Origin of the sequence: Alteromonas sp. KUL17, assembly GCF_006538305.1 — a bacterium.
GTDB lineage: Bacteria > Pseudomonadota > Gammaproteobacteria > Enterobacterales > Alteromonadaceae > Alteromonas > Alteromonas macleodii.
In genome coordinates this window covers 27002-46913 of the sequence record NZ_BJKJ01000032.1, presented here as the reverse complement: position 1 = coordinate 46913, position 19912 = coordinate 27002, and the positions used below count along the sequence as shown (strand labels likewise).

Below are 19912 nucleotides of genomic sequence, written 5' to 3'. Positions count from 1 at the left end.
TGCGATGGAAGAAGGTCTTCGTTTCGCAATCCGTGAAGGTGGTCGTACAGTAGGTGCTGGTGTTGTATCTAAGATCCTAGACTAATCTAGACTTAGCAACACAAGCCAAAAAAAGCGCACTTAGGTGCGCGTTTTTTTATGCCTGCGATTTGGAATTTCGGGAGTGAAGCCCCATCAAAAACACGCCGTAAAGCCATCCTTGCTTTTATGTAAGAGCTCCGACACCGCGTCCATGCGGTGTAGGGTTTCAGAGGGCACAACAATCACTCCCTTCTCGAAGCATATCAAAACATTTGAGGGGGAGAAGAAGTAACCCGCCGCGAACCCATCCCCGCTTTTATGTAAGAGTTCCTGAATCGCACCATGCGTTGTCTGAATTAAAAAGGCTCAGCATTCACTCCCTTCTGACGGTATAAGATATTCACGAAGCTAAGAAGTGGAAATTTAACCCCTTTGTTGTGATACTGTAACAATTAAAGGGTACTATGCTCTGTTTATCAGTTTTGCGAGATTTTCATGATTACACGACGCCAGTTTTTAGTGGGTTCTTTGGCATTTGGTGGCCTAGCTAGCAGTGCTTTTGGTAAAAAGTTGGATTTGGCGTCTATGCCGATTAGTGAAGGCTATGGTGCATTAGTCGCCGACCCTCAAAAGCTGCTCGATTTACCTAAAGGCTTTAGCTATAAAGTTATATCAAGTCTTGGAAATAGCATGTCTGATGGTATGCATGTACCTGACAGAGCGGATGGCATGGGTTGTCTACCCATAGACGGTACCAGCGAAAAAGTGGCGCTTATACGCAACCACGAATTGCACCCGAAGCATTTAGGCGCTCAGCCACAGTCTATTCAAAAGCATACTAGCAAGCTAGCCTACGACAACTATCATAGTGGGGTTGCTTTACCAGGCGGAACCACAACCATGGTGTATAACCTTAACACCAAAACGGTAGAGCGAGAGTTTATTAGCCTTGTTGGAACGGTAAGAAATTGCTCGGGCGGTATTACGCCTTGGGGTACGTGGCTAACCTGTGAAGAATCTGTAGACCGACCTCATGGTCCTAACGGCGATGTAGTAAATAAAGACCACGGCTACATTTTTGAAGTACCTGCAAGCGCTGACTCATTGATTGAAGCTAAACCGCTTAAAGCAATGGGCCGCTTTAACCATGAAGCGGCATGTGTTGACCCCAAAACAGGCATTGTTTACCTGACTGAAGATCAGGGTGACAGCTTGCTATATCGCTTTGTACCTAACGAGTACGCTAACTTGGCAGCTGGCGGCCAATTAGAAGCCCTGGTAGTAAAAAACAAACTTCAGTTTGATACACGTAACTGGAGTTCCACAACTATGCCATTGGCGACGTGGTTCGACGTTGAGTGGATAGCATTAGACAATCCAGAAAGCCCGAACGATGACCTACGCGCTAGAGGATATGAAAAAGGTGCTGCCTTATTCGCTCGCGGTGAAGGTATACATTGGGGTGAAAATGAGCTTTATTTTTGCTGTACTAATGGTGGCCAAAAGCAGCTCGGTCAGGTGATGAAACTTGTTCCTTCTGCTGATGGTAAACAAGACAAGCTTCAGCTATTTTTAGAAAGTGAAGACAAGAACTTATATAACTTCGGCGATAACCTAACCGTATGTCCAAACGGGCATCTATTGGTGTGCGAAGACCAATATACCGACATTGTTGATAATCACTTACGCGGTGTTACACCAAATGGAGAAGTGTATAACTTTGCTAAGCTCCATGCGCAAACTGAACTTGCCGGCGCGTGTTTCTCGCCCGACGGCAATACGCTTTTCGTGAATATTTACTCTCCAACGAAGACCTTAGCTATAACCGGGCCATGGCTTGAAGGTTAGAGATCAGAGGTTGGAGACCAGATATTACGGTTATCTAGAAAACTGGCGTCATTTATTCTCATTACTTTAAAATGGCGCCGTTATCCCCCAAGTGTGAACTGCAAATTTCTATCAACCTTTCTTTCGTCACGCATCATTTACTTACTTTCATACCTTTTCTCGATTAGCTAGCATCTTTATAATCAAATAAATTGATTATTTGAATCGTTTTAACCCGTTTTAATAGTTTTGTTCAATTAATGATAATGCTCTCAACTTAAGAAGGAGAGCCAAATGAGCGCACTATTAAAAAAGCTAACAACGGCGAATAGCCACCGTGTTTCCTCCACAACTAATCAACCCATTCGAACGCAATGCAATTACGCTGATAACTATTATGGCGACCAAGTTTGCGTAGAAGTCAAAGCCCCTAAACCTCGTACCAACCTTCATGTGGGAGTACAGCTGTGAGAACCTCAATGAAATCAACGTTAACTAAGTTTGTCCTAGGCGGCGTAGCTGCCGGTATGCTTACCTTAGGCGTAAGCGCCGATACACTAACACGTCAAAATGGTGCCCCCGTAGGCGATAATCAAAACTCGCAAACAGCAGGCCCATGGGGACCGGTTTTACTACAAGATTCGCACCTTATTGAAAAGCTAGCGGCATTTGACCGCGAGCGTATTCCTGAGCGCGTTGTTCACGCACGTGGTACAGGCGTTTATGGGTATTATGAAAACCTGGTCGACCTTTCAGATGAAACACTGGCTGCGCCGTTTCAATCAGCGGGTAAAAAGACCGACGTTTTTGTTCGTTTTTCATCGGTAGTACATGGTCATCTGTCACCTGAGACGCTGCGCGACCCGCGTGGCTTTGCAGTGAAGTTTTACACTGAACAAGGTAACTGGGATCTCGTCGGCAACAACTTCCCGGTTTTCTTTATTAGCGATGCAATCAAGTTCCCAGATATGGTGCATGCATTTAAACCATCGCCGGTAACGAACAAGCAAGAGCCTAAGCGCATTTTTGATTTCTTCTCGCACGTACCAGAGTCAACGCACACGTTAACTATGCTTTTCTCTGACTACGGCACACCGGCAAGCTATCTAAATATGGATGGTTCAGGTGTACATGCTTTCAAGTTTGTTGATGACGAAGGTAATTACAAGTACGTGAAGTTCACGTGGAAGTCGAACCAGCCAATAAAGAACTTTACCAATGAAGAAGCCATGAAAGTGCAGGGAATGGATATGCAGCCGCATACTACCGACATCTACACGCGAATTGGTGAAAAAGGTGAAACAGCGTCTTGGGATCTTTATTTACAAGAGCTAGAGCCTGAGCAACTGGATGATTTTGCGTTTAACCCACTTGATACCACTAAAATTTGGCCTGAATCGCTAGTTCCGGCTAAAAAGATTGGTCGCTTAGTGCTTAACCGTGTTCCAGATAACTTCTTTGAAGAAACAGAACAAGCGGCATTTGCTCCGAGCAATTTAATTCCTGGTATTGAGCCGTCAGAAGACAGAATGCTTCAAGGTCGTTTGTTCTCGTATGCTGATACACAGCGCTATCGCCTAGGTGTAAACGCCTACCGCATTCCAGTTAATGCGCCTAAAAATGCGGTTATCAATAACCACGAGCAACATGGTCAGCTACGCACAACGAGTACTAATCGCGATGTCAATTATCAGCCAAGTCGACGTCTTGATCTTAACGAAGATCCAGCGTTCCGTTACTCAAGCAAGCCGCTTGCAGGTATGACGCAACAAATTCCGTTCTACAAAGAACAGAACTTCAAGCAAGCGGGTGAGTTTTTCAGAAACCTAACTAAAGAAGGTCAGAAAAACCTAATTAGTAACTTAGGTGGTGCACTGGCATCGGTACCTGAAGAAGAAATCCGCGTCATTATTAGTGCTTATATGTACAACGCAGATAAAGACTACGGCAAAGGCGTAGCGAAACTAGCGAAAGCACCAATGGCTAAAGTTCGTCAAACGGCGAAAGACTTGATGGAACAGCAGGCTGCACGTGCAGCTAAAGCAAAGCAAGTTGCTGAAAGCCTAACCGCATTAATGCAATAAGCTAAGTAGCAATAGGGTTGGGAGTTACATCACAGTGTTGAGTAACTCCCATTTTTCTCAAACAATTCTTCTTTAACAATCTTTCTGTAACAGCTTTACTGAAAACAGTTTTGTAGTAACCAAATTTAGATTTACCAGTAAGGGGGCACAATGTCTTTTTTAAAGCAAACACTTACGGCAGCACTGTTCGTCGTTGCCACCTTCACCAGTTTTTATACTAGTGCGGTAAGTGACGCAACCACTCAAGCTGATACTCAACAAAGTGCAACTAGGCCTAATATGGAGACCTTGAAAGCACGTTATTTTGATGCAGCGCGGGAAGGTGATAGCGCCATGCTGAGTGCGTTTTATCAAGCCGGTTTAGATGTTAATGTGGCCGATGAAAAAGGCTACACCGCACTTATTCTTGCGGCGTACCATGGGCATACCGACACCGTGAACTTTCTTATCAGCGAAGCTAATGCCAACCCATGTCAAGAAGACAACCGCGGAAACACCGCACTTATGGGGGCCATATTTAAAGGTCACGTCAGTGTAGCTAAGCAATTGGTTTTTGCCGATTGCGATATAGATGAAGAAAACGAGCAAGGCCAAACGGCGTTGATGTTCGCAAGCCTTTTCGATAGACAAGAAATTATCGATACGCTTATCGATAAAGGGGCTAACCCAGCTCACATGGATAAAGCGGGTAATTCGGTAGCGGATATCGCTCTTTCGCAAGGTAATTACGAACTAGCAAAAGTACTACGCGAACAAAACGCTAATTAAACCACGTCATATTAGATAGCATTGAATACAACTAGGGGGAACTCCCTATTTGTATTCAATGCATTAAGTTCAATACTAAGCCCATAAGAATTTAGAAGTGGGTTTACTATGAAGTCATTAATTGCCGCTGTATTCGTTCTGTTTTCTATGCCTTCTTTCGCTGGCGTAATTACCTATGATTTCACACGATTAGTGTTAGGTGACGAAGCTGACCAAACCAGCTTAATTGGGCAAATCACCTTTGATGAAAACGAAACCCAGTTCAATATGAATACATGGCTATCGTTTTTCTTTCAGTTAAAGTTCGATAACGTCTCTTACAACATTCTAGAAGAAGACATCGCTGAATTTGCAGTAGTTGATTTAAATAATGGTGTGTTTGGTGATGAAAGCGGTGAAGGATTTGAGTTCTACATTGAAGATTCAAGCGTTCCCTACGAATTCACTATTAGCTCAGGTTTAGCCGGTCTAGGCGAAACAGACACCTGTGTTTTCTTTGACGGTGGCGACCGCTGTGCGGGTGGCTTGTTTCAAGTAGTTAAAACTGTTGAATCTAATAATGGCTCAACTCAAGTGAGTGAACCTGCTTCTTTTGCCACTGCGATGCTAATTCTGTTTGCGTTTACTTCAATGAGAAAGCGCAAACAGTAATCCTTTTTAAGTTAATGTGTTTCTGGTACCTCGTTCGTTCCCTCCAACATATCTATGTTTCTCGATAGTTGGTGTTTTTAGCCCTCCTTTTGTGAGGGCTTTTTTCTTTTTAAGTTTCTGCTTTTTCAACGCTTTTATAAATTACATCGAATAGGGGGAACTCCCCATAGTTTTGCTTCTTTGGTTGTTAAATACTCAAGGGGTACTCAAAGAGAGGTGTATTATGAAGTTCCTTAATAACAAAACAGTATTATCAGTAGCTATTGCTTGTGCCCTACCAGCGAGCATGGTGAATGCAAAAACTTTCGATAAAACATTGGCTGATGCGCTTGCGGCTTCGCCACTAGAACTACAACAAGTTATTGTTACATTTGAAGGTAAGGGACCTGCCACAACAGAACAAATTACAGCACTTGAATCGTTAGGTATCACTGGAGGTGTTAGCCTTCGTAACGTGCCTATTGTTGGTGTGTTAGCCAACAAACAGCAAGTTGAAGCGCTTTATCAACGCGATGAAGTGGTGTCAGTGTGGAACAACGATCCACTAGAACTAGAAAACCATGAGTCTACCCAAATCACGGGTGTGCAGGCACTACAGGCTGACCGTGACATTCGCATAAATGGCATGCCGGTATCAGGTAAAGGCATTGGTGTAGTAGTAAACGACTCGGGTGTTGACGGCACACACGGTGATTTAGCATTCCCTGATCACGTAGTTCAAAACGTCTTAGCGCAAGTAAACTTAAACAGCTACAGCGGCATTTTACCGATTACATACCAAGAAAACGTATCTAACACCGATATTTTAGGCGGTCACGGAACGCATGTGGCAGGCACAGTAGGCGGTAATGGCGCCAAGAGCGGTGGCTTGCATGCAGGTGTAGCACCCGGTGCAGACATCATCGGTTATGGCTCGGGCGCAGGTCTATTCATTTTAGATACGATCGGTGGCTTCGACTACGCGTTAACACACCAGTTCGATTACAACATTCGTGTTATTTCTAACTCGTTCGGTAACACTGGCGATGTGGGTACAGAATTTAATCCAGATGATCCAACAAACGTTGTGACTAAAGCTCTGGCAGACAACGGTATTATTACCGTGTTCTCGGCAGGTAACTCAGGCCCAGGCGAATCGACAATTACCGGTAACTTCAAAAAAGCACCTTGGGTAATTACAGTGGCTGCGGGCAACAAGCAAGGCGAGCTAGCTGACTTTAGTTCTCGCGGTGTCGACGGAAAAGGCGGACAAGCGGTTGTTGATGGTGAAGTGTTCACGTGGGAAGACCGTCCTACCGTAACGGCGCCAGGTGTAGACGTTATTTCTGCTCGTGCATCACTGTCTAGCCTAGGCGGTTTAAGTGCAGCTGACGACGCGGAAATGATTGAACCACAACACCTACCGTTTTATACCGTGTCTAGCGGTACTTCAATGGCTGCGCCGCACGTGTCTGGTATTGTTGCACTAATGCTAGAAGCAAATCCAAACCTTCAGTGGGAAGATGTGAAGCGTATTCTTCAGGAAACCGCAACACCAATGGCTGGTATGGACGAGTGGGAAGTGGGCGCTGGTTATGTTAACGCTTATGCTGCGGTAACTGCAGTGCTTGAAGGTGAAGAAGTATTCGGCGATACCGTGAAGAAAAATCGCGAATTTAACGCATTTGCTAATGTTGCTGAAGGCGATAGCTTTACGCTACCTACGACTTACCTACCCGTAGGTGAGTCACCTGTAGAAGAGTTTGAAGTAACGTCTGACGTATCTATGGTGGTGGCGAGCGCGTCAATTGAAACGGCAACAGCGTTCGTACTAGAAGACCCGGCAGGCAACCGTTATGGCTCTGGTATCGGCCTACCTGTTTTAGGTTCTTCTGTTGGCACAGCTGCGCCGGGTATGCCGGGTACATGGAAACTATATAGCCGCGGAATTGGTAGCATTAGTGGTGTGTCAGTTGACCCACTAGGTGTTACAAACGGTGTGGGTATCCCTGGCACTAACGATGTGAATATTCGCTTGTTAGTCACATCAGGTTACACCGGTATTGATGATGCAGTAGGTCATCCCGCTAAACCTTTCATTGAATACGTCGTTGCTAATGAGCTAATGGATGCAAAAGAAAGTGGGTTTGCGCCAGACGCACCACTAACTCGTGTAGAGCTTGCTGATACGTTGGCGCTTAGTGCAAACCTTCGTCAAACAAACGACGGTAACACAGTTAACTACACCGATGTGAGTGCAGAAAATGCTGCAGCGGTAAACTCTGCGACAGCGACAGGTGCGGTGTTGGGAGATTTAGAGATGAATACGCAGCCCGTAATGCAAGCTGATGGTGACTTCTTTGGTAGCAACATGCAGGTGAGCAAAGAAGAAATGGCGTACTCAATGGTTCAAGCATTAGGTCTTGAAGATGCAGCGCAAAGCTTTGACTATCAAAAGGTTATCGCAATTGTTCTTGGTGAAGCGGTGGAAGTTGAAGACACCGATGCGATTGCTCCTGAGTATCGCGGCTATGTTCAACAAGCACTGGCTGCAGGGCTAATGCAGGTAGAAGTAAAAGTAGAGCAAGGCCCATTTGACCTACAGCCTACGCTTAAAGCCTTCTTTAATCCACAAAATGGGGTATCAAGAGGCGAAGCCGCGTTTATCCTAACGCAATACGCAGAACTTTAGTCCTTTGAGGCGAGGGCCGGTTGTAACATTCAAAACACGCGGTAAACCCATCCATGGGCGCTCCACAGCAGCATCCCTGCTGCTGAGGGTTTTGAATGCCACAACCGGCCCTCGCACACTTTTTAGAGAGGGGGGGCTGAAGTAAGGCCCCTCTTTTTTGTTTAGCGCTTTAAATACTGCAACCAGCATTCGCTGAATATGGAATATGGAATATGGAATATGGAATATGGTAGGGGGGAATGGAAAAGAGTTTCACACTGAGAATAAAGACCAACTACTCTAGCAAGCCTGCTTTTCCTGCCATTCTGATAAGCTCTGCCGAACTGCTTAAATTAAGCTTCTTATAAATATTACTGCGGTGATTTTCTGCAGTTTTAAGGCTCATATCTAATAGCTCAGCAATCTTCTTACTGGTGTTGCCTGCAGCAACTAAGAAAAAAACTTCTCGCTCTCTTCTAGTTAATACACTTAGTGGCGATACGTGCTTTTGGCATTGATCGCTAGATGACTGGGTTAGTTCATCGGGAAAACAGGTTTTGTTTGCGGCCACTTTCTTGATGGCTTCAACCAGGCTTTCACCGGAAGATTCTTTTAATATGTAGCCTTTAGCGCCTGCGTCGCGCATGGCTTCAATGTATTCCACTTCGTTGTGCATAGAAAGCACAAGAATTTTCGCGTCACTGCGCTGAGATAGAATTTTATCAATAGCGACCAGACCACTCATACGTGGCATCGAAATGTCCATTAAAATAACATCTGGCGAGAGCTTTAACACAGCAGCGATTAGCGCGACACCATCGTCGCATTCTCCCACTACGTTAATATCTGGGTTGGCATTTAGCATTTGAGACACGCCTTGACGCATAAGCACATGGTCATCGGCTAGCACTACACGAATTGTCATACGGGTACCGTTACTGTTGTTCTGGTGCCTTGCCCTACTGCAGAGTCTATTTCCAGTGTCGCATTGAACGCTTCTGCTCTGTCGCGAATACTAGAAAGGCCAATGCCGGGCTCTATGGCTTTACTATCAAACCCTACACCATTATCAAGAATATCCAAACGAATAACGTGATGATGGTAAGAAATTGATAAAGTAAGGTTGGTGGCCTCACTGTGTTTTATAGCATTAACCAGCGTTTCTTGCGCAATTCTAAATAATAATGTGCTTATATCTTTGGGCAGATCAGGTGGTACGGTAATCTCGGTGTGATATTCAATGTCTTCACCACTAAGCAAATTTCTACAAAGCCAGTTAAGTGCTGGCTTAAGACCTAAGTCATCAAGGATTGTTGGGCTCATTAGCCGCGATAATTGTCTGACATCATTTAACGCCATTTCAGCGATGCCGTGTAGTGCCTCAAGCTCAGGCGATGAGGTTGATAATGCTTGCAGTCTTCGAGTCAGCCCTGTGAGCAGCTGACCAATCCCATCATGTAATTCACGAGAAAGCTTCGCTTTTTCTGATTCTTGTTGAGCCCACAATCGTTTTGCGAGCTGTTGCAAAACCTCTTGGTCAGCATCTAATCGAGCCTGAAGGGTCGCCTGTAACGCTTTAATGTTCTCTATCTCGGTGGTCAAGTCAGTCAAAATAGGCGTTCCTGTAGTCTCCAACCTGTTGCTCAGGTAATTGAGATAGCCATTTGGATGTTAAGTCATCCACCGTGTCTTCTTTACCTGGTATGGCGCGATAGTAAAGGTGGTTCCGCCAGTAGTTAGGATATAACGCTAATTTTTGCTTTAACTTTTCGATGGACTCTTCATCACCTAGTGACGCCTTTACGTATAGCCACTGCAGGTAAGGCTGGTAGTAGGTTGGTTTAATGAGCGAGCCAAGCTTCTCCATGGCGCTGCTATTTTCATTCAAAGAAAGCCGCTGCTGCATGTCGAGCAGAATTTTAATTTCAGTGATTACCGGTACGTTGGTGTTATCGACAAGTGTAGTGTAGATCTCGTCTCGTTCGTTATTTAGTGTGCCTTTATGATGTTTCAATCCCAATGTTAACCATTGATAAACGGCAAATTGCTCGTGGCGCTCTTCGCTAATGGTGGGCGTCACGGTTTCAAGACTGTTTTCTAGGCATAACCAGTTTGCGGTAAGTAAACACATCTCTCCCTGCCACAGTAATACCTCGGTTTGGGCTCTGACATCTTCAGAAGCCTGAGCTAAGCGCCTTGCGTCAGCGGCGTGCTGCGTGGCTTCAGTCAAATTTCCGTTTGCAAAGTTTAAGTAGCTGAATAGCAGGTGGTTATAAAGCTTTTCTTGATTGTGCTGTGTACCGAGTCGTTGCTCGACAGTGGTTAAATAATTGGTGACGGTATTCTTGTCCCCTTTTACCAAACTCAATTGTGCAAGATTTTGATGGGTTCGAAGTAAGTGAGACTCGTCCCCATTTCTTTCAAATAGCATTTTCGCCTGCTGCCAGTAAATCTCAGCTAGAGAGATATCTCCAATTAGAAAATGCATATAGGCCACGTTGCTCATACTTTGCGGCTGAAGCACCTTGTCATCGGTTTGCACACGAATATCAAGACCGCGTTTGTAGTACTCTAACGCTCTTGCGAACTGGCCTCGCTCTTCAAACATAAAACCTAGTGTATCGTTTACATGGGCTTCTTGTGCCAAGTCACCTAAATCGTGGAGTAATTTTACCGCTTCTTCTAATGACGCCTCTGCGGTGGCATAGTCGCCCGTAAGAGATGTGGCGATGGCAAGGTTGGCTAAGGTTTTAGCCCGCTGAGAGGGCTGCGTTTTTGCATCACGCAATGCCAGTGCGTCTTTAAAATACTGCGCTGCAGCCACATTGTCAGCTGTACGTAGGTAAGCAATACCAAAAGCGTTAAGTACTAAACTCTCGCCTCGGGGATCTTTTGCGTGACGAAACGCTACGAGTGCTCGAGTTAATGAGTCGCTGGTGGCAGTTTCAATGTCCCCATTAATAATTTGCAGACGAGCAAGTTCAAACCAAAGTTGTCCATTATTGGGGCGAAGGACTAAAGCAGCTTTATAGTCGGACATTGCTTTGGCATCTTCGCCAGCCCACTGATATATGTCTGCACGCATCGACAGCAAGTCTGGTCTGTCAGGGAACTGAGAAACAAGCGCATCTATTGATTGTTGAGCAAGAGACAGATCTTCGTTTAGCTCTGCTCTTAATAGCTCGCCCTGTAAACGCCAATACACTGCCAAGTCAGAGAGTTGGAATAAAGTTTCTACCGCTTGCCTGGCACCGTCATAGTCGCCCGTATTTAAATCGTTTCGAGCCTTTGCCACCCATCCACCCGGATAGTCCGGTGTGGTTGCTATAATCGCCTCAACGGTGTCTGCGCTATTTAACGCTTCTCCTTTTTGCCAAGCGGTATCCAAGGCATCAAGGTAGCGTAAGTCAGGAAGTGGTTGGGGCGATTGCGTTTCGATGGCGTCAAATAACGATTGAATGAGCTTGTTAGCAAATACACTTAAATCATCTGACAGGGTGTTTGCATTTACATTATGCGACACGGTAAAAATAGGTTTGTTAGCGGGCATACTAAGTACGCTGGCGTGAAGTAAGTAACTATCGCTACTGGTAGGCGTAGCATCAAGTAATAATACGCTGTTTACCGACGTGGAAGCCGCTAAGTCTACTCTGTCATTGTCGTTATTAAATGGGGATAACGCTAAGTTTGACATCAATGTTTGGGTTTGCGCTTTATCATCTAAAACAATGTGAGGATGAGTAGACAGGGGATAGCGCAGTAACGTGTTTATCGTATCTAAAAGTGGATATTGAGGGTCATTGAGTACGAGTAGCTGAATAGGAGTATCAGAGGGCAGTCTGGGTTGCGTTTTTTGATACCAAGAGTAAGAAAAAATGCTGGCGCTAATCACAAGTACCAATATGGCAATGGCGGAAAAGGTGACAAGGGTTTTGTAAGTTACATTAGCACTGCCGTTATCGCCTGATGAGCTAATGTTAAGCGCTTGCTCCAAAGAGAGTCTCTTCGCTGGCAAATGGTGTATTAATTGATCAATACAAGCTTTGCGTTTTTTCGTCCACAGGTATTGAGAAAAGCCCAATCCTTCTTTTTGGACACAGCCCAGCATATCTTCTAAAACTCTTCCTAAGCTGTAGGTGTCAGAATGTTCGCTCGCTTTTCCAGTTTGGATGACTTCAGGAGCGGTATAGCGTTGGTGTCCGCTCGTTTGAGCGCCAGACGCAGCGCTCTGCCCAATTCCAAAGTCGATCAGTTTAATGTCTTCATTGTGATCAAGAAGGATATTGTCTGGCTTTATATCGCCATGTTTAATGCCTATCGATTTACAGGCCAACAGTGCCTCAACGAGCTGTTGCTGCCACTTGTCGAAATCGGCTTTGCTGATAGGTTGTTGAATGCGTGTATACAAAGGCTCGCCTTCAATAAACGCCATTGTAAAAAAGGCGGTATCTCCATCAGAGAAAACGTCATGAACACGGATGATATTAGGATGCTGTAGTTGCCTAGCGATGTTGACTTCATTGCGGATGGTTTGCATTTTAACCGGGTCGCTGGCGCCACCGTCAATGACCTTAAGTGCAACTTTCACATCAAGTAATTCATCGATGGCGCTGAAAACGGCGGCCTGAGCACCTGAGCCAAGTTGTTCAACAATTCGAAACCGGTTAGCTAAACGGGAATTTGGCGCAATAGAAATCCCTAAAGCTAGCGCCTCAGTTTTAAGAGAATTGTTTTGCGACGAGAATACATCGGGCCTGTTCAAAGCCTTCTCCACACTTCACTAACCACTACAGCGACGAAATCGAATAGATGAATTGCGTCACTAAATTGTTATTTTTATTTTAGCTTATAAGTGAAAGTTTATGCTCAATTGTGTGGAATAACAAACGCATCGAAATCATATTCGCTAAAGAGGTGGCAAAATCTATGTCCGTTTGGGTAAAGTAACGGCGTCCCAGCGTCGAGTCTGCGTACAATACGCCAACGGGCTTTTCATCAATACAAACAGGTACACAGATGGCAGCCTGAATGCCGTGACTGATTATACTATGCTGCTTGTTTAACGATTTGTCGCAAACGATATTGCCAATGGCACGAACAGCGTTAGCTTGCATGCACTGGTTGATGATAGTACGGCTACCGGTAAAGTCCTCACCTTGCATCCAGCTTTCATAGCCTATCCCGAGTTGATAGTTATTTATCTTATCAAACAAAATGAGTGATGCCCGTTCACACCCTAATGATTGGGTTAAACATTCTCTGGCAAGGTTAATAAGAGCAGTACTGCTATTACACTGTTGAAGCTGCGTTTGGTACTGCTTTAGTTGTTGCTTTCTCCACTCTCGTTGGCTGTCAAGTTTGACCACATTATTGAGCGCAAGGGGAGTAAATTCACAGGGTACTGGACCAAGCTGTAATACATGGGGTTTGTCTAGCGTCAGGTGCTTTATTTGAATTCCCGCACTGAAGCACCCTGTAGAGCTCATGTCATTTAGCTGCCAAACGTGATCGTTGTCAGCTTGTTTGTTTGCTCGTAATACAATATGAGAGCGAGAAACTTGGGGGTGGGGAATAACGATGTCCGCGCTTTCAGCGCGGCCGACCTGATACTCGCGACCTTCAAAAAGCAAGTGCTCACTTACACTTCCGTTATTTTCTGTAAAGGCTATTTGTAACGGCATGGCATATTCCTCGTCGCGTCACTGGTGCCATCTCCTCCCATCTGTTTGTATAAAATTACACAAATAAGAGAGTTTCTTGCTTATCAGTGACGCCAAACGCTGGTTTAATTGCTCTGGTTTCGACGCTATTAAACGTTTCAGTTTCCAGCTTGATTTACAATGTTCTTAAGCTAAAGCGTAATGTTTGTAGCTGAGTAAGTAGTAAACCTTTCACGTTCACAACGTCACCACTTGAGCGCCATACATCTGCAATTTCATTGCCAGACGCATTATCAATAAGCGATATAAGGCTATCTACAGCAGCCAGTGCCGCATCGTCATCGTTTACCGCCAATGCCGATTGGACATCGTTTATTCCACTGTCTATGGCTGCCTCTAATAGCGCAGCAATTTTATTGCGATTGCCATTTACGATCGTGCTTAAAGAAGCAACTTTGTCATTGATAACAGAACCTGATGGGCGATTATCTAATAAGATAATAAAATCTGAAAATTGTCCTGTGCTGCCGCGTGCACGAAAACTGCCTGATGACGTTAACGTTGTTATGTCTTCAAACTCGCCACCGTCGTGAGACGTAAACAAGCGCCATGGAATGGTTGGCGTGTAGTGGATAGCTTTAGTGTAAAGCTCAACCATCGCTAAACCTTCAAATCCAAAACCGGCGTCAGCTTTCGGAGAGATTGATACAAGAACCGGAAAACCCGAAACAGCGCTTGTTAGTGCTGAGGGCAGGCGGTCTGTAATGGTCAAGTCTGTGGGGTCAAGCAGCTCAGCGGTAATGTCAATGTTGTTAGCATTAAGGCCAATACTGTTTTCGAACTCTACAGTTAAATCTACTTCAATTAAGCTGCTTAGCGTCAGTTTGGCCTGAATCTTGTTGTCGTCGACAGTGAGAGTTGTAGGCGTGACTACCTGTGCTTGTGCAGTGGAAAACAAAAGTAGAGCTGTGGTGGCAACAACGGTAGTAAGTTGTCTGAATTTCATCGCAGTAAACATCATAGGATGACCTCTTTCAGTATTGGTTAAAATTTAACCTAAAATGGTGCCATTATCAATTAATATAATGGCACCGTTTTCAGTGGTTTGCGATTTTATTCGAAATACTGAGCAAAGAAGCGCGAAGCCAATACAGCGTAATGCGCTCTTGTTATAACCGTATCTGGCGCGAAGCTCGCAGTGATACTAGGCGTGATGCTGAATGGACTTTGCTCTACACCAAACTCTGCGTTAATCAACGACAAAGTAAGTGCTAACTGAACGTAGCCTTTCATATCAGCCGGAATACTGTCTTGATCTTCTAGCACAATTTGCTCACCGTTATAGTCAACAACGATGTCGGCGTTAGGGTCAAAACTAAGTGCTGCTTCTTCCAAGCCAAGCATCTGTACCAGTGAGTAAGCGATATCTAGCTTAGTAACACTAGCGAACGGGTCAGCACTACCATTTTCGCTGCGAAGTACAGGAGACTGTGTACGAAGCTTATCTTTAAGTGCGCCACCTTTAACCATTACTGATTCAACGAACGCTTTGTCAAAACCAGGTACTGAACCAATATTAGGACGTTCTTCATTCAAGAGGTCACGGTACTGTCTAACGGCTCCACCCATAACCGCATAGCGCGCAAAGTCCTTGCGTTTAAGACGCGCATCAGGTGAGAAGCCTCGACTATTGATGGCGTCCATTAAGCGCTCACTTACCGCGAACTCTATGGCGTTTTGTTGAGGGTGACCTTCTACATCGTCCATACCTTCAAAGCCGCCGCTATTTTCGAACGACACGGTTACATTAAATGTTTCAGGTAAACCTGGGCCGTTAGTTAAACCTAATGGGTCAGCTTCTACACCAGAGAGTGATGTTAAACCATAAACATATACGCCCCACGTACCAGGCATGGCTGGTGCAGCAACACGCATGGTGGTAGAAAGAACTGGCGTAGTTAAGTTACCGCGATATTCAGTGCCGTCAGGGGCTACAAGAACAAGCTTGGTCAAATTTGCAAAACTATCGGCAGACGCTTTAACAAGTACCTCTTCTGTACCTACTTCAAAAGGAATAACCTCAGGCTCTCCTACCGGTGAATAAAAAACATCGAAGTTTTCTACTCGATCGCTGGTGGTTACAAGTGCATTTGCCTTAAAGCTTTTACCATCTAAGTTATTAACCGTGACTTTATGGTCCATATCTTCAAGTAGGGCAGCAGCAACTGCTGAACGTGCATTAACGTAACCCGCTCCGACTTCCCAGCGCTCATAACCAGGCATGTTAGTGGCTGTCTCTTGCAGCAAGCGCTTAATGGTCGCGTTATCAAGATTCGGGTTCGCTTCCAGCATCAATGCGATAATGCCTGAAACATGCGGTGTCGCCATAGATGTGCCAGAAATCATGGTGTAGAAAGGAAGGTTCTGAGGTTCAATTGCATCTATGTCTGCGTCTCCACCATTCGCGGCGGCGTTCAGTACGGCGCGAGTAGAGATAATGTCCACACCTGGAGCGACAACAGAGACTTCGTTGTTATACGTCCATTGCGTGCCGTCAGGCATTGTAAAGTCGCCAGTCTCGCCTTTTAATCCGCGAGATGAAAAGCCAGCGAGTTTTCCGAACTTGTCACCCGCACCTACAGAGATACCCCAAGGAATTTGTGCATATGGGTTATGCGAGTCTTCACCAGGGCCATCGTTACCTGCTGCGAATACACTAATCATTCCCATGTTATGTGCTTTGTAACTTGCCAACGAAACAGGGCCGAGTGGTTCGTACTTGCCGCTAGAACCCCACGAGTTGCTGATAACTTTGATAGGGTTGTCGAAGGTGTATTGCTTGCTAATTGCGTAGTCGAAGCCGCCGATAGTATCTAAAAGCAGCACTGCTGCGCCTGAACCATAGCCAATGATGTCAGCATCTGGGGCTGCTCCACGGTGCTTGCCATCAGACATTACACCGCTACCCGCGATAGTACCGGCAACGTGTGTGCCGTGTCCTGAGTTTAGGTCGGTATTCACTTGGTTTGATAGTGTTGGACCCGTTACGCCAACGATAGAAAGCGCACCCGGATTCAATATTGCTTGCACGTTATCAACCACAGTATCGCCAAAGAAGTGGTCTTGGTGAGAAGCGTCAATACCTGAATCAATCACTAAAATAGTTGAGCCTTTACCAGTGAACTCAACGTTGTTTCTTGAAGCAAATCCTTCGCCCTGCAAATCAGCAACACCTGTGATCTCACGTGCATCAGCGTTGTATAGCTTCATTTCGCGGTTCGCAAAAACTGATCGTACACCGTCGAATTGAGCAATAGCCTCAATTTGCGCCTTCGTTGCCACCACACCAATGATTGGAAGGTTCTTAAATTGCACGCCTTCTGTAATACCCAAGTTTAATAATTGCGTAATTTGTGACTCGGCAAGTGGTGACATTTGATCGTACGTAACAACAGCCATCAGCGATTCAGCAGGGGAGAGCGACACAAGTTTCTCAGCCATTTGTGAGCCGATGTAAGCATCGGCAAATGTGTGGGCTGAAGGGCTTGCTAGCATAGCTGCAGCTAACGTAGATAGGGCGAACTTCTTCATATTCTTCTCCAAATTCTTGAGGCTGCGCTTTTTCTTAGATGCTTAAGACAATCATTTGACTTGTTGTGTCGTTAGCATTACCGAACGCGTTTATGTTGTTGAAGCGCATGGCATTCGTGCCATGTACTTGATTAAAACGCGGCGTTTTTTGATTAACGTCATCGCAGCAAAGTACGCACTAATAGTGGCCGTTTGAATTTTGTTCGAACATAGGGGTTTCACCCTAAATGTGTGACTTTTTTTGATGTAATAATGCGCAAAATTGCTACAAAGGTTTAATAAAAAATGTCACGTTAAGCACCTATAGTAATGACGTATGTTGGCGAAATTTAAATATTTATTAGTTTTTGTTTATGCCTTGTTCGCTCTGTTTTCTCCCAAGAGGAGTTTGTCATGAAGTTTGATTCAATTAAGTCTCGATTGGTTTTAATGACCCTTATCTGTGTGATTGGAATGGCTATGCTGGTGATAAGTCAGCACTATTTCACTCAGCGTTTAATTGGCTTAAATCAGCAGCGAGATGCGCTACTGAGAATGGGGCAAGATTTGCTTCAGATGAGACGACACGAAAAGGATTTTTTACTTCGCCACGACACCGATTACTTTGACAAGTTTCTTCAGCAGTCGTATTTGTTCAAAGGGCGACTTACTACCCTTGTCCCCATGTTCAATGAATACCGTCTTCCTGTGGCCGATGTCGAAAGCCTGTCTGCCTCAATGGAGGCCTACAGCGGGGTATTCCAACAGGTTGTCTCGCTTCAAGAGCGAATTGGGCTCACGCAAAATGACGGGCTGAGAGGGCGTATTTCCGAGCTAGAAAAGGTACTCAACGAAGGGACACTTTCTCAAGACCCATTATCAAGAGAGTTGTTAACCAATATTCAACTCGCCACGCGAAATTATCAAATAACCCAAGAAGGGTATTATGCGAAGTTGATGAACGAAATGACTGAGCGTTTAGTTGCTGATTACCGCAATAGTTCGGCGCTTGATGAGTCATTGATACAATATAGAGAAGCGCTGTTGCAATTAGTTGATGCGTTCACAACGTTTGGTGTAACTCACAATGAAGGCCTTCGCGGAGAGTTCAGACAAAGCGCACATAATGTGGAGACACAGCTAAAAGGTGTCGATACCGCATTGAAACCTATGATTGAACAACAAGAAGGCCAAGTGCGTGTTTACAGTCTAAGTATTGCTGCGCTCACGTCTATCGTGTTAATTCTGGTATTGATCAAGAGTTTTGCGACATTTCACCGAGCTTTTGTTAACTTTCTTACTTTCTTTTATCGCTGTAAGCGTCAGTATCAAATGATTGATACGAGAAAGTTAGGGTTTGCAGAGTTAAAATCACTCGCAGAATTGGCGAATGAAATGGTCGAGTCCAAAAGAGATATTGAGGCGCGGCTAGCAAGTGTAGAAGCCGAGTTGGCCACTAAGAAAGCCTCATAACCACAGAGGGCACTTTTATTTCTTAAGCGGTCGACTCATTATTGCATCAATAAGGTATAAGCCAAGCAAGGTAGAAGCAAAAATGAAGTTTAACCGCTTAGGAAATAGCGACTTACAGGTGTCGGATGTGTGTTTGGGCACAATGACATGGGGTATTCAAAACACCCAGCAAGATGCAGACGAGCAAATGGCGTTCGCCCTGGATAAAGGCGTGAACTTTGTCGATACGGCCGAAATGTATCCTGTTCCCCCAAATGTAGATACCTATGGCGATACAGAGCGCATTATCGGTAATTGGATTTCACGGAACGAATCAAAGCGCTCTGACATTGTTTTAATGACCAAAATCGCTGGCAGCGGTTTGAAGTACATTCGCAACGCAGGGCCCATTACAGCTGACGCTATCGCAAACGCACTCACCTATTCATTAGAGCGCTTAAAAACCGATTATATCGACGTTTACCAGCTTCATTGGCCGAATAGAGTTACACCTCATTTCGGTAAGCATTGGCCGGATGGTGCTGATCCAACCAAAACCAATCGAGAAAAAGAACTGGATGGTATGCGTGACATCCTTTTAGGCATTAAGCGCGCGCTGGATGAAGGGAAAATTAGACACTGGGGGCTGTCAGATGACACGCCTTGGGGCATTCACGCCTTTCTTACACTTTGCAAAGAGCTGGATATGCCGCTTCCAGTTTCTATCCAAAATGAGTTCAGTTTACTTCATGCGAAAGACTGGCCTTATTTAATTGAAATGTGTGAACTAGAGAACATTGCTTACCTTCCGTGGTCGCCGTTAGCAACGGGTATGTTAAGTGGTAAGTATCAGGATGGAGCCAGACCGGAAGGTAGTCGTTGGACACTAGCTCAGCGTATGGGGTTATTTAGAGATAAAGCGCCAGCGCAGGCAGCTACAGCAGAATATATGAAGATTGCAGAAAACGCAGGAATAACACCTTCGCAGCTCGCTTTGGCGTGGTGTAAGCAAGTGCCTGGTGTTACCTCAACAATTATTGGTGCTACCACTGTGCCTCAACTTAAAGAAAATATAGACGCGTTTGATATTTCACTTTCGAAGGAAACATTGGACGACATTCACAGTGTACTAAGGCAGTATCCTTTAGGCTTCTAAGCGAATTTATTTTCTTCCTAAGAATGGCGGGGTAGCACTTCACTCCCCGTCATTTTTGTGTAATACGCACGTC

The 19912-nt window shown here is 45.1% G+C and carries 15 protein-coding genes; 9 read left to right on the top strand and 6 right to left on the bottom strand.

The window, feature by feature from the left end:
• The 7 genes from KUL49_RS21550 to KUL49_RS18905 form a co-directional block, all read left to right on the top strand.
• The coding region (locus KUL49_RS21550) for a hypothetical protein (protein WP_131138255.1) at positions 1-85 on the top strand (85 nt) is incomplete at its 5' end.
• A 431-nt stretch (positions 86-516) separates the two neighbouring features.
• Complete coding sequence (locus KUL49_RS18925; RefSeq protein ID WP_131138272.1) at positions 517-1869, top strand: alkaline phosphatase PhoX; 1353 nt, start codon at positions 517-519, stop codon at positions 1867-1869.
• A gap of 273 nt (positions 1870-2142) precedes the next feature.
• On the top strand, positions 2143-2319 hold the full coding sequence (locus tag KUL49_RS20880; protein WP_155279885.1) for a hypothetical protein: 177 nt from the start codon (positions 2143-2145) through the stop codon (positions 2317-2319).
• 56 nt (positions 2320-2375) lie between these two features.
• Positions 2376-3932, top strand: coding sequence for a catalase (locus tag KUL49_RS18920; RefSeq protein ID WP_131138275.1), 1557 nt, complete (start codon positions 2376-2378; stop codon positions 3930-3932).
• 150 nt (positions 3933-4082) lie between these two features.
• A complete protein-coding gene (locus KUL49_RS18915) occupies positions 4083-4700 on the top strand; it encodes an ankyrin repeat domain-containing protein (protein ID WP_131138271.1) in 618 nt (205 codons plus the stop codon).
• A 108-nt stretch (positions 4701-4808) separates the two neighbouring features.
• Positions 4809-5351, top strand: a complete 543-nt coding sequence (locus tag KUL49_RS18910; protein WP_014977495.1) for a hypothetical protein — start codon at positions 4809-4811, stop codon at positions 5349-5351.
• Between the two features lie 223 nt (positions 5352-5574).
• The gene (locus tag KUL49_RS18905) at positions 5575-8022 is read left to right on the top strand and encodes a S8 family serine peptidase (protein ID WP_131138270.1); all 2448 of its coding nucleotides are present in this window, start codon (positions 5575-5577) and stop codon (positions 8020-8022) included.
• Between the two features lie 274 nt (positions 8023-8296).
• Here the strand turns inward: KUL49_RS18905 and KUL49_RS18900 are convergent, their stop codons facing one another.
• From KUL49_RS18900 to KUL49_RS18875, 6 genes are all read right to left on the bottom strand, one after another.
• Positions 8297-8926 carry a response regulator transcription factor gene (locus KUL49_RS18900; RefSeq protein ID WP_131138269.1) on the bottom strand — a complete coding sequence of 210 codons (630 nt, stop codon included), beginning with the start codon at positions 8924-8926 and terminating at the stop codon, positions 8297-8299.
• The gene (locus KUL49_RS18895) at positions 8923-9612 is read right to left on the bottom strand and encodes a sensor histidine kinase (protein ID WP_131138268.1); all 690 of its coding nucleotides are present in this window, start codon (positions 9610-9612) and stop codon (positions 8923-8925) included. Before KUL49_RS18895 ends, KUL49_RS18900 begins: the two co-directional genes overlap by 4 nt.
• Complete coding sequence (locus KUL49_RS18890) at positions 9605-12763, bottom strand: serine/threonine-protein kinase (RefSeq protein ID WP_131138267.1); 3159 nt, start codon at positions 12761-12763, stop codon at positions 9605-9607. The genes KUL49_RS18895 and KUL49_RS18890 overlap by 8 nt, the downstream gene beginning before the upstream one ends.
• Before the next feature lie 79 nt (positions 12764-12842).
• On the bottom strand, positions 12843-13682 hold the full coding sequence (locus KUL49_RS18885) for a GAF domain-containing protein (protein ID WP_075177944.1): 840 nt from the start codon (positions 13680-13682) through the stop codon (positions 12843-12845).
• A 154-nt stretch (positions 13683-13836) separates the two neighbouring features.
• The gene (locus KUL49_RS18880) at positions 13837-14682 is read right to left on the bottom strand and encodes a DUF6689 family protein (RefSeq protein ID WP_014950831.1); all 846 of its coding nucleotides are present in this window, start codon (positions 14680-14682) and stop codon (positions 13837-13839) included.
• A 92-nt stretch (positions 14683-14774) separates the two neighbouring features.
• Positions 14775-17252: a S8 family serine peptidase gene (locus KUL49_RS18875; RefSeq protein WP_131138266.1), complete on the bottom strand. Its 2478-nt coding sequence runs from the start codon at positions 17250-17252 to the stop codon at positions 14775-14777.
• Positions 17253-17645: 393 nt separating this feature from the next.
• Between KUL49_RS18875 and KUL49_RS18870 the strand changes: the two genes are divergently transcribed.
• Together KUL49_RS18870 and KUL49_RS18865 are read left to right on the top strand one after the other, a co-directional pair.
• Positions 17646-18704, top strand: coding sequence for a chemotaxis protein (locus tag KUL49_RS18870; RefSeq protein ID WP_131138265.1), 1059 nt, complete (start codon positions 17646-17648; stop codon positions 18702-18704).
• A gap of 82 nt (positions 18705-18786) precedes the next feature.
• Positions 18787-19839, top strand: coding sequence for an aldo/keto reductase (locus KUL49_RS18865; protein ID WP_014950828.1), 1053 nt, complete (start codon positions 18787-18789; stop codon positions 19837-19839).
• Positions 19840-19912: the final 73 nt, after the last annotated feature.

Excerpts from the sequence above, each read along its gene's own strand:
- KUL49_RS18870 (WP_131138265.1), top strand. The coding sequence starts at position 17,646 with ATGAAGTTTGATTCAATTAAGTCTCGATTGGTTTTAATGACCCTTATC.
- KUL49_RS18865 (WP_014950828.1), top strand. The coding sequence starts at position 18,787 with ATGAAGTTTAACCGCTTAGGAAATAGCGACTTACAGGTGTCGGATGTG.
- KUL49_RS18885 (WP_075177944.1), bottom strand. The coding sequence starts at position 13,682 with ATGCCGTTACAAATAGCCTTTACAGAAAATAACGGAAGTGTAAGTGAG.
- KUL49_RS18920 (WP_131138275.1), top strand. The coding sequence starts at position 2,376 with ATGCTTACCTTAGGCGTAAGCGCCGATACACTAACACGTCAAAATGGT.
- KUL49_RS18910 (WP_014977495.1), top strand. The coding sequence starts at position 4,809 with ATGAAGTCATTAATTGCCGCTGTATTCGTTCTGTTTTCTATGCCTTCT.
- KUL49_RS18900 (WP_131138269.1), bottom strand. The coding sequence starts at position 8,926 with ATGACAATTCGTGTAGTGCTAGCCGATGACCATGTGCTTATGCGTCAA.
- KUL49_RS20880 (WP_155279885.1), top strand. The coding sequence starts at position 2,143 with ATGAGCGCACTATTAAAAAAGCTAACAACGGCGAATAGCCACCGTGTT.
- KUL49_RS18905 (WP_131138270.1), top strand. The coding sequence starts at position 5,575 with ATGAAGTTCCTTAATAACAAAACAGTATTATCAGTAGCTATTGCTTGT.
- KUL49_RS18915 (WP_131138271.1), top strand. The coding sequence starts at position 4,083 with ATGTCTTTTTTAAAGCAAACACTTACGGCAGCACTGTTCGTCGTTGCC.
- KUL49_RS18880 (WP_014950831.1), bottom strand. The coding sequence starts at position 14,682 with ATGATGTTTACTGCGATGAAATTCAGACAACTTACTACCGTTGTTGCC.
- KUL49_RS18925 (WP_131138272.1), top strand. The coding sequence starts at position 517 with ATGATTACACGACGCCAGTTTTTAGTGGGTTCTTTGGCATTTGGTGGC.
- KUL49_RS18875 (WP_131138266.1), bottom strand. The coding sequence starts at position 17,252 with ATGAAGAAGTTCGCCCTATCTACGTTAGCTGCAGCTATGCTAGCAAGC.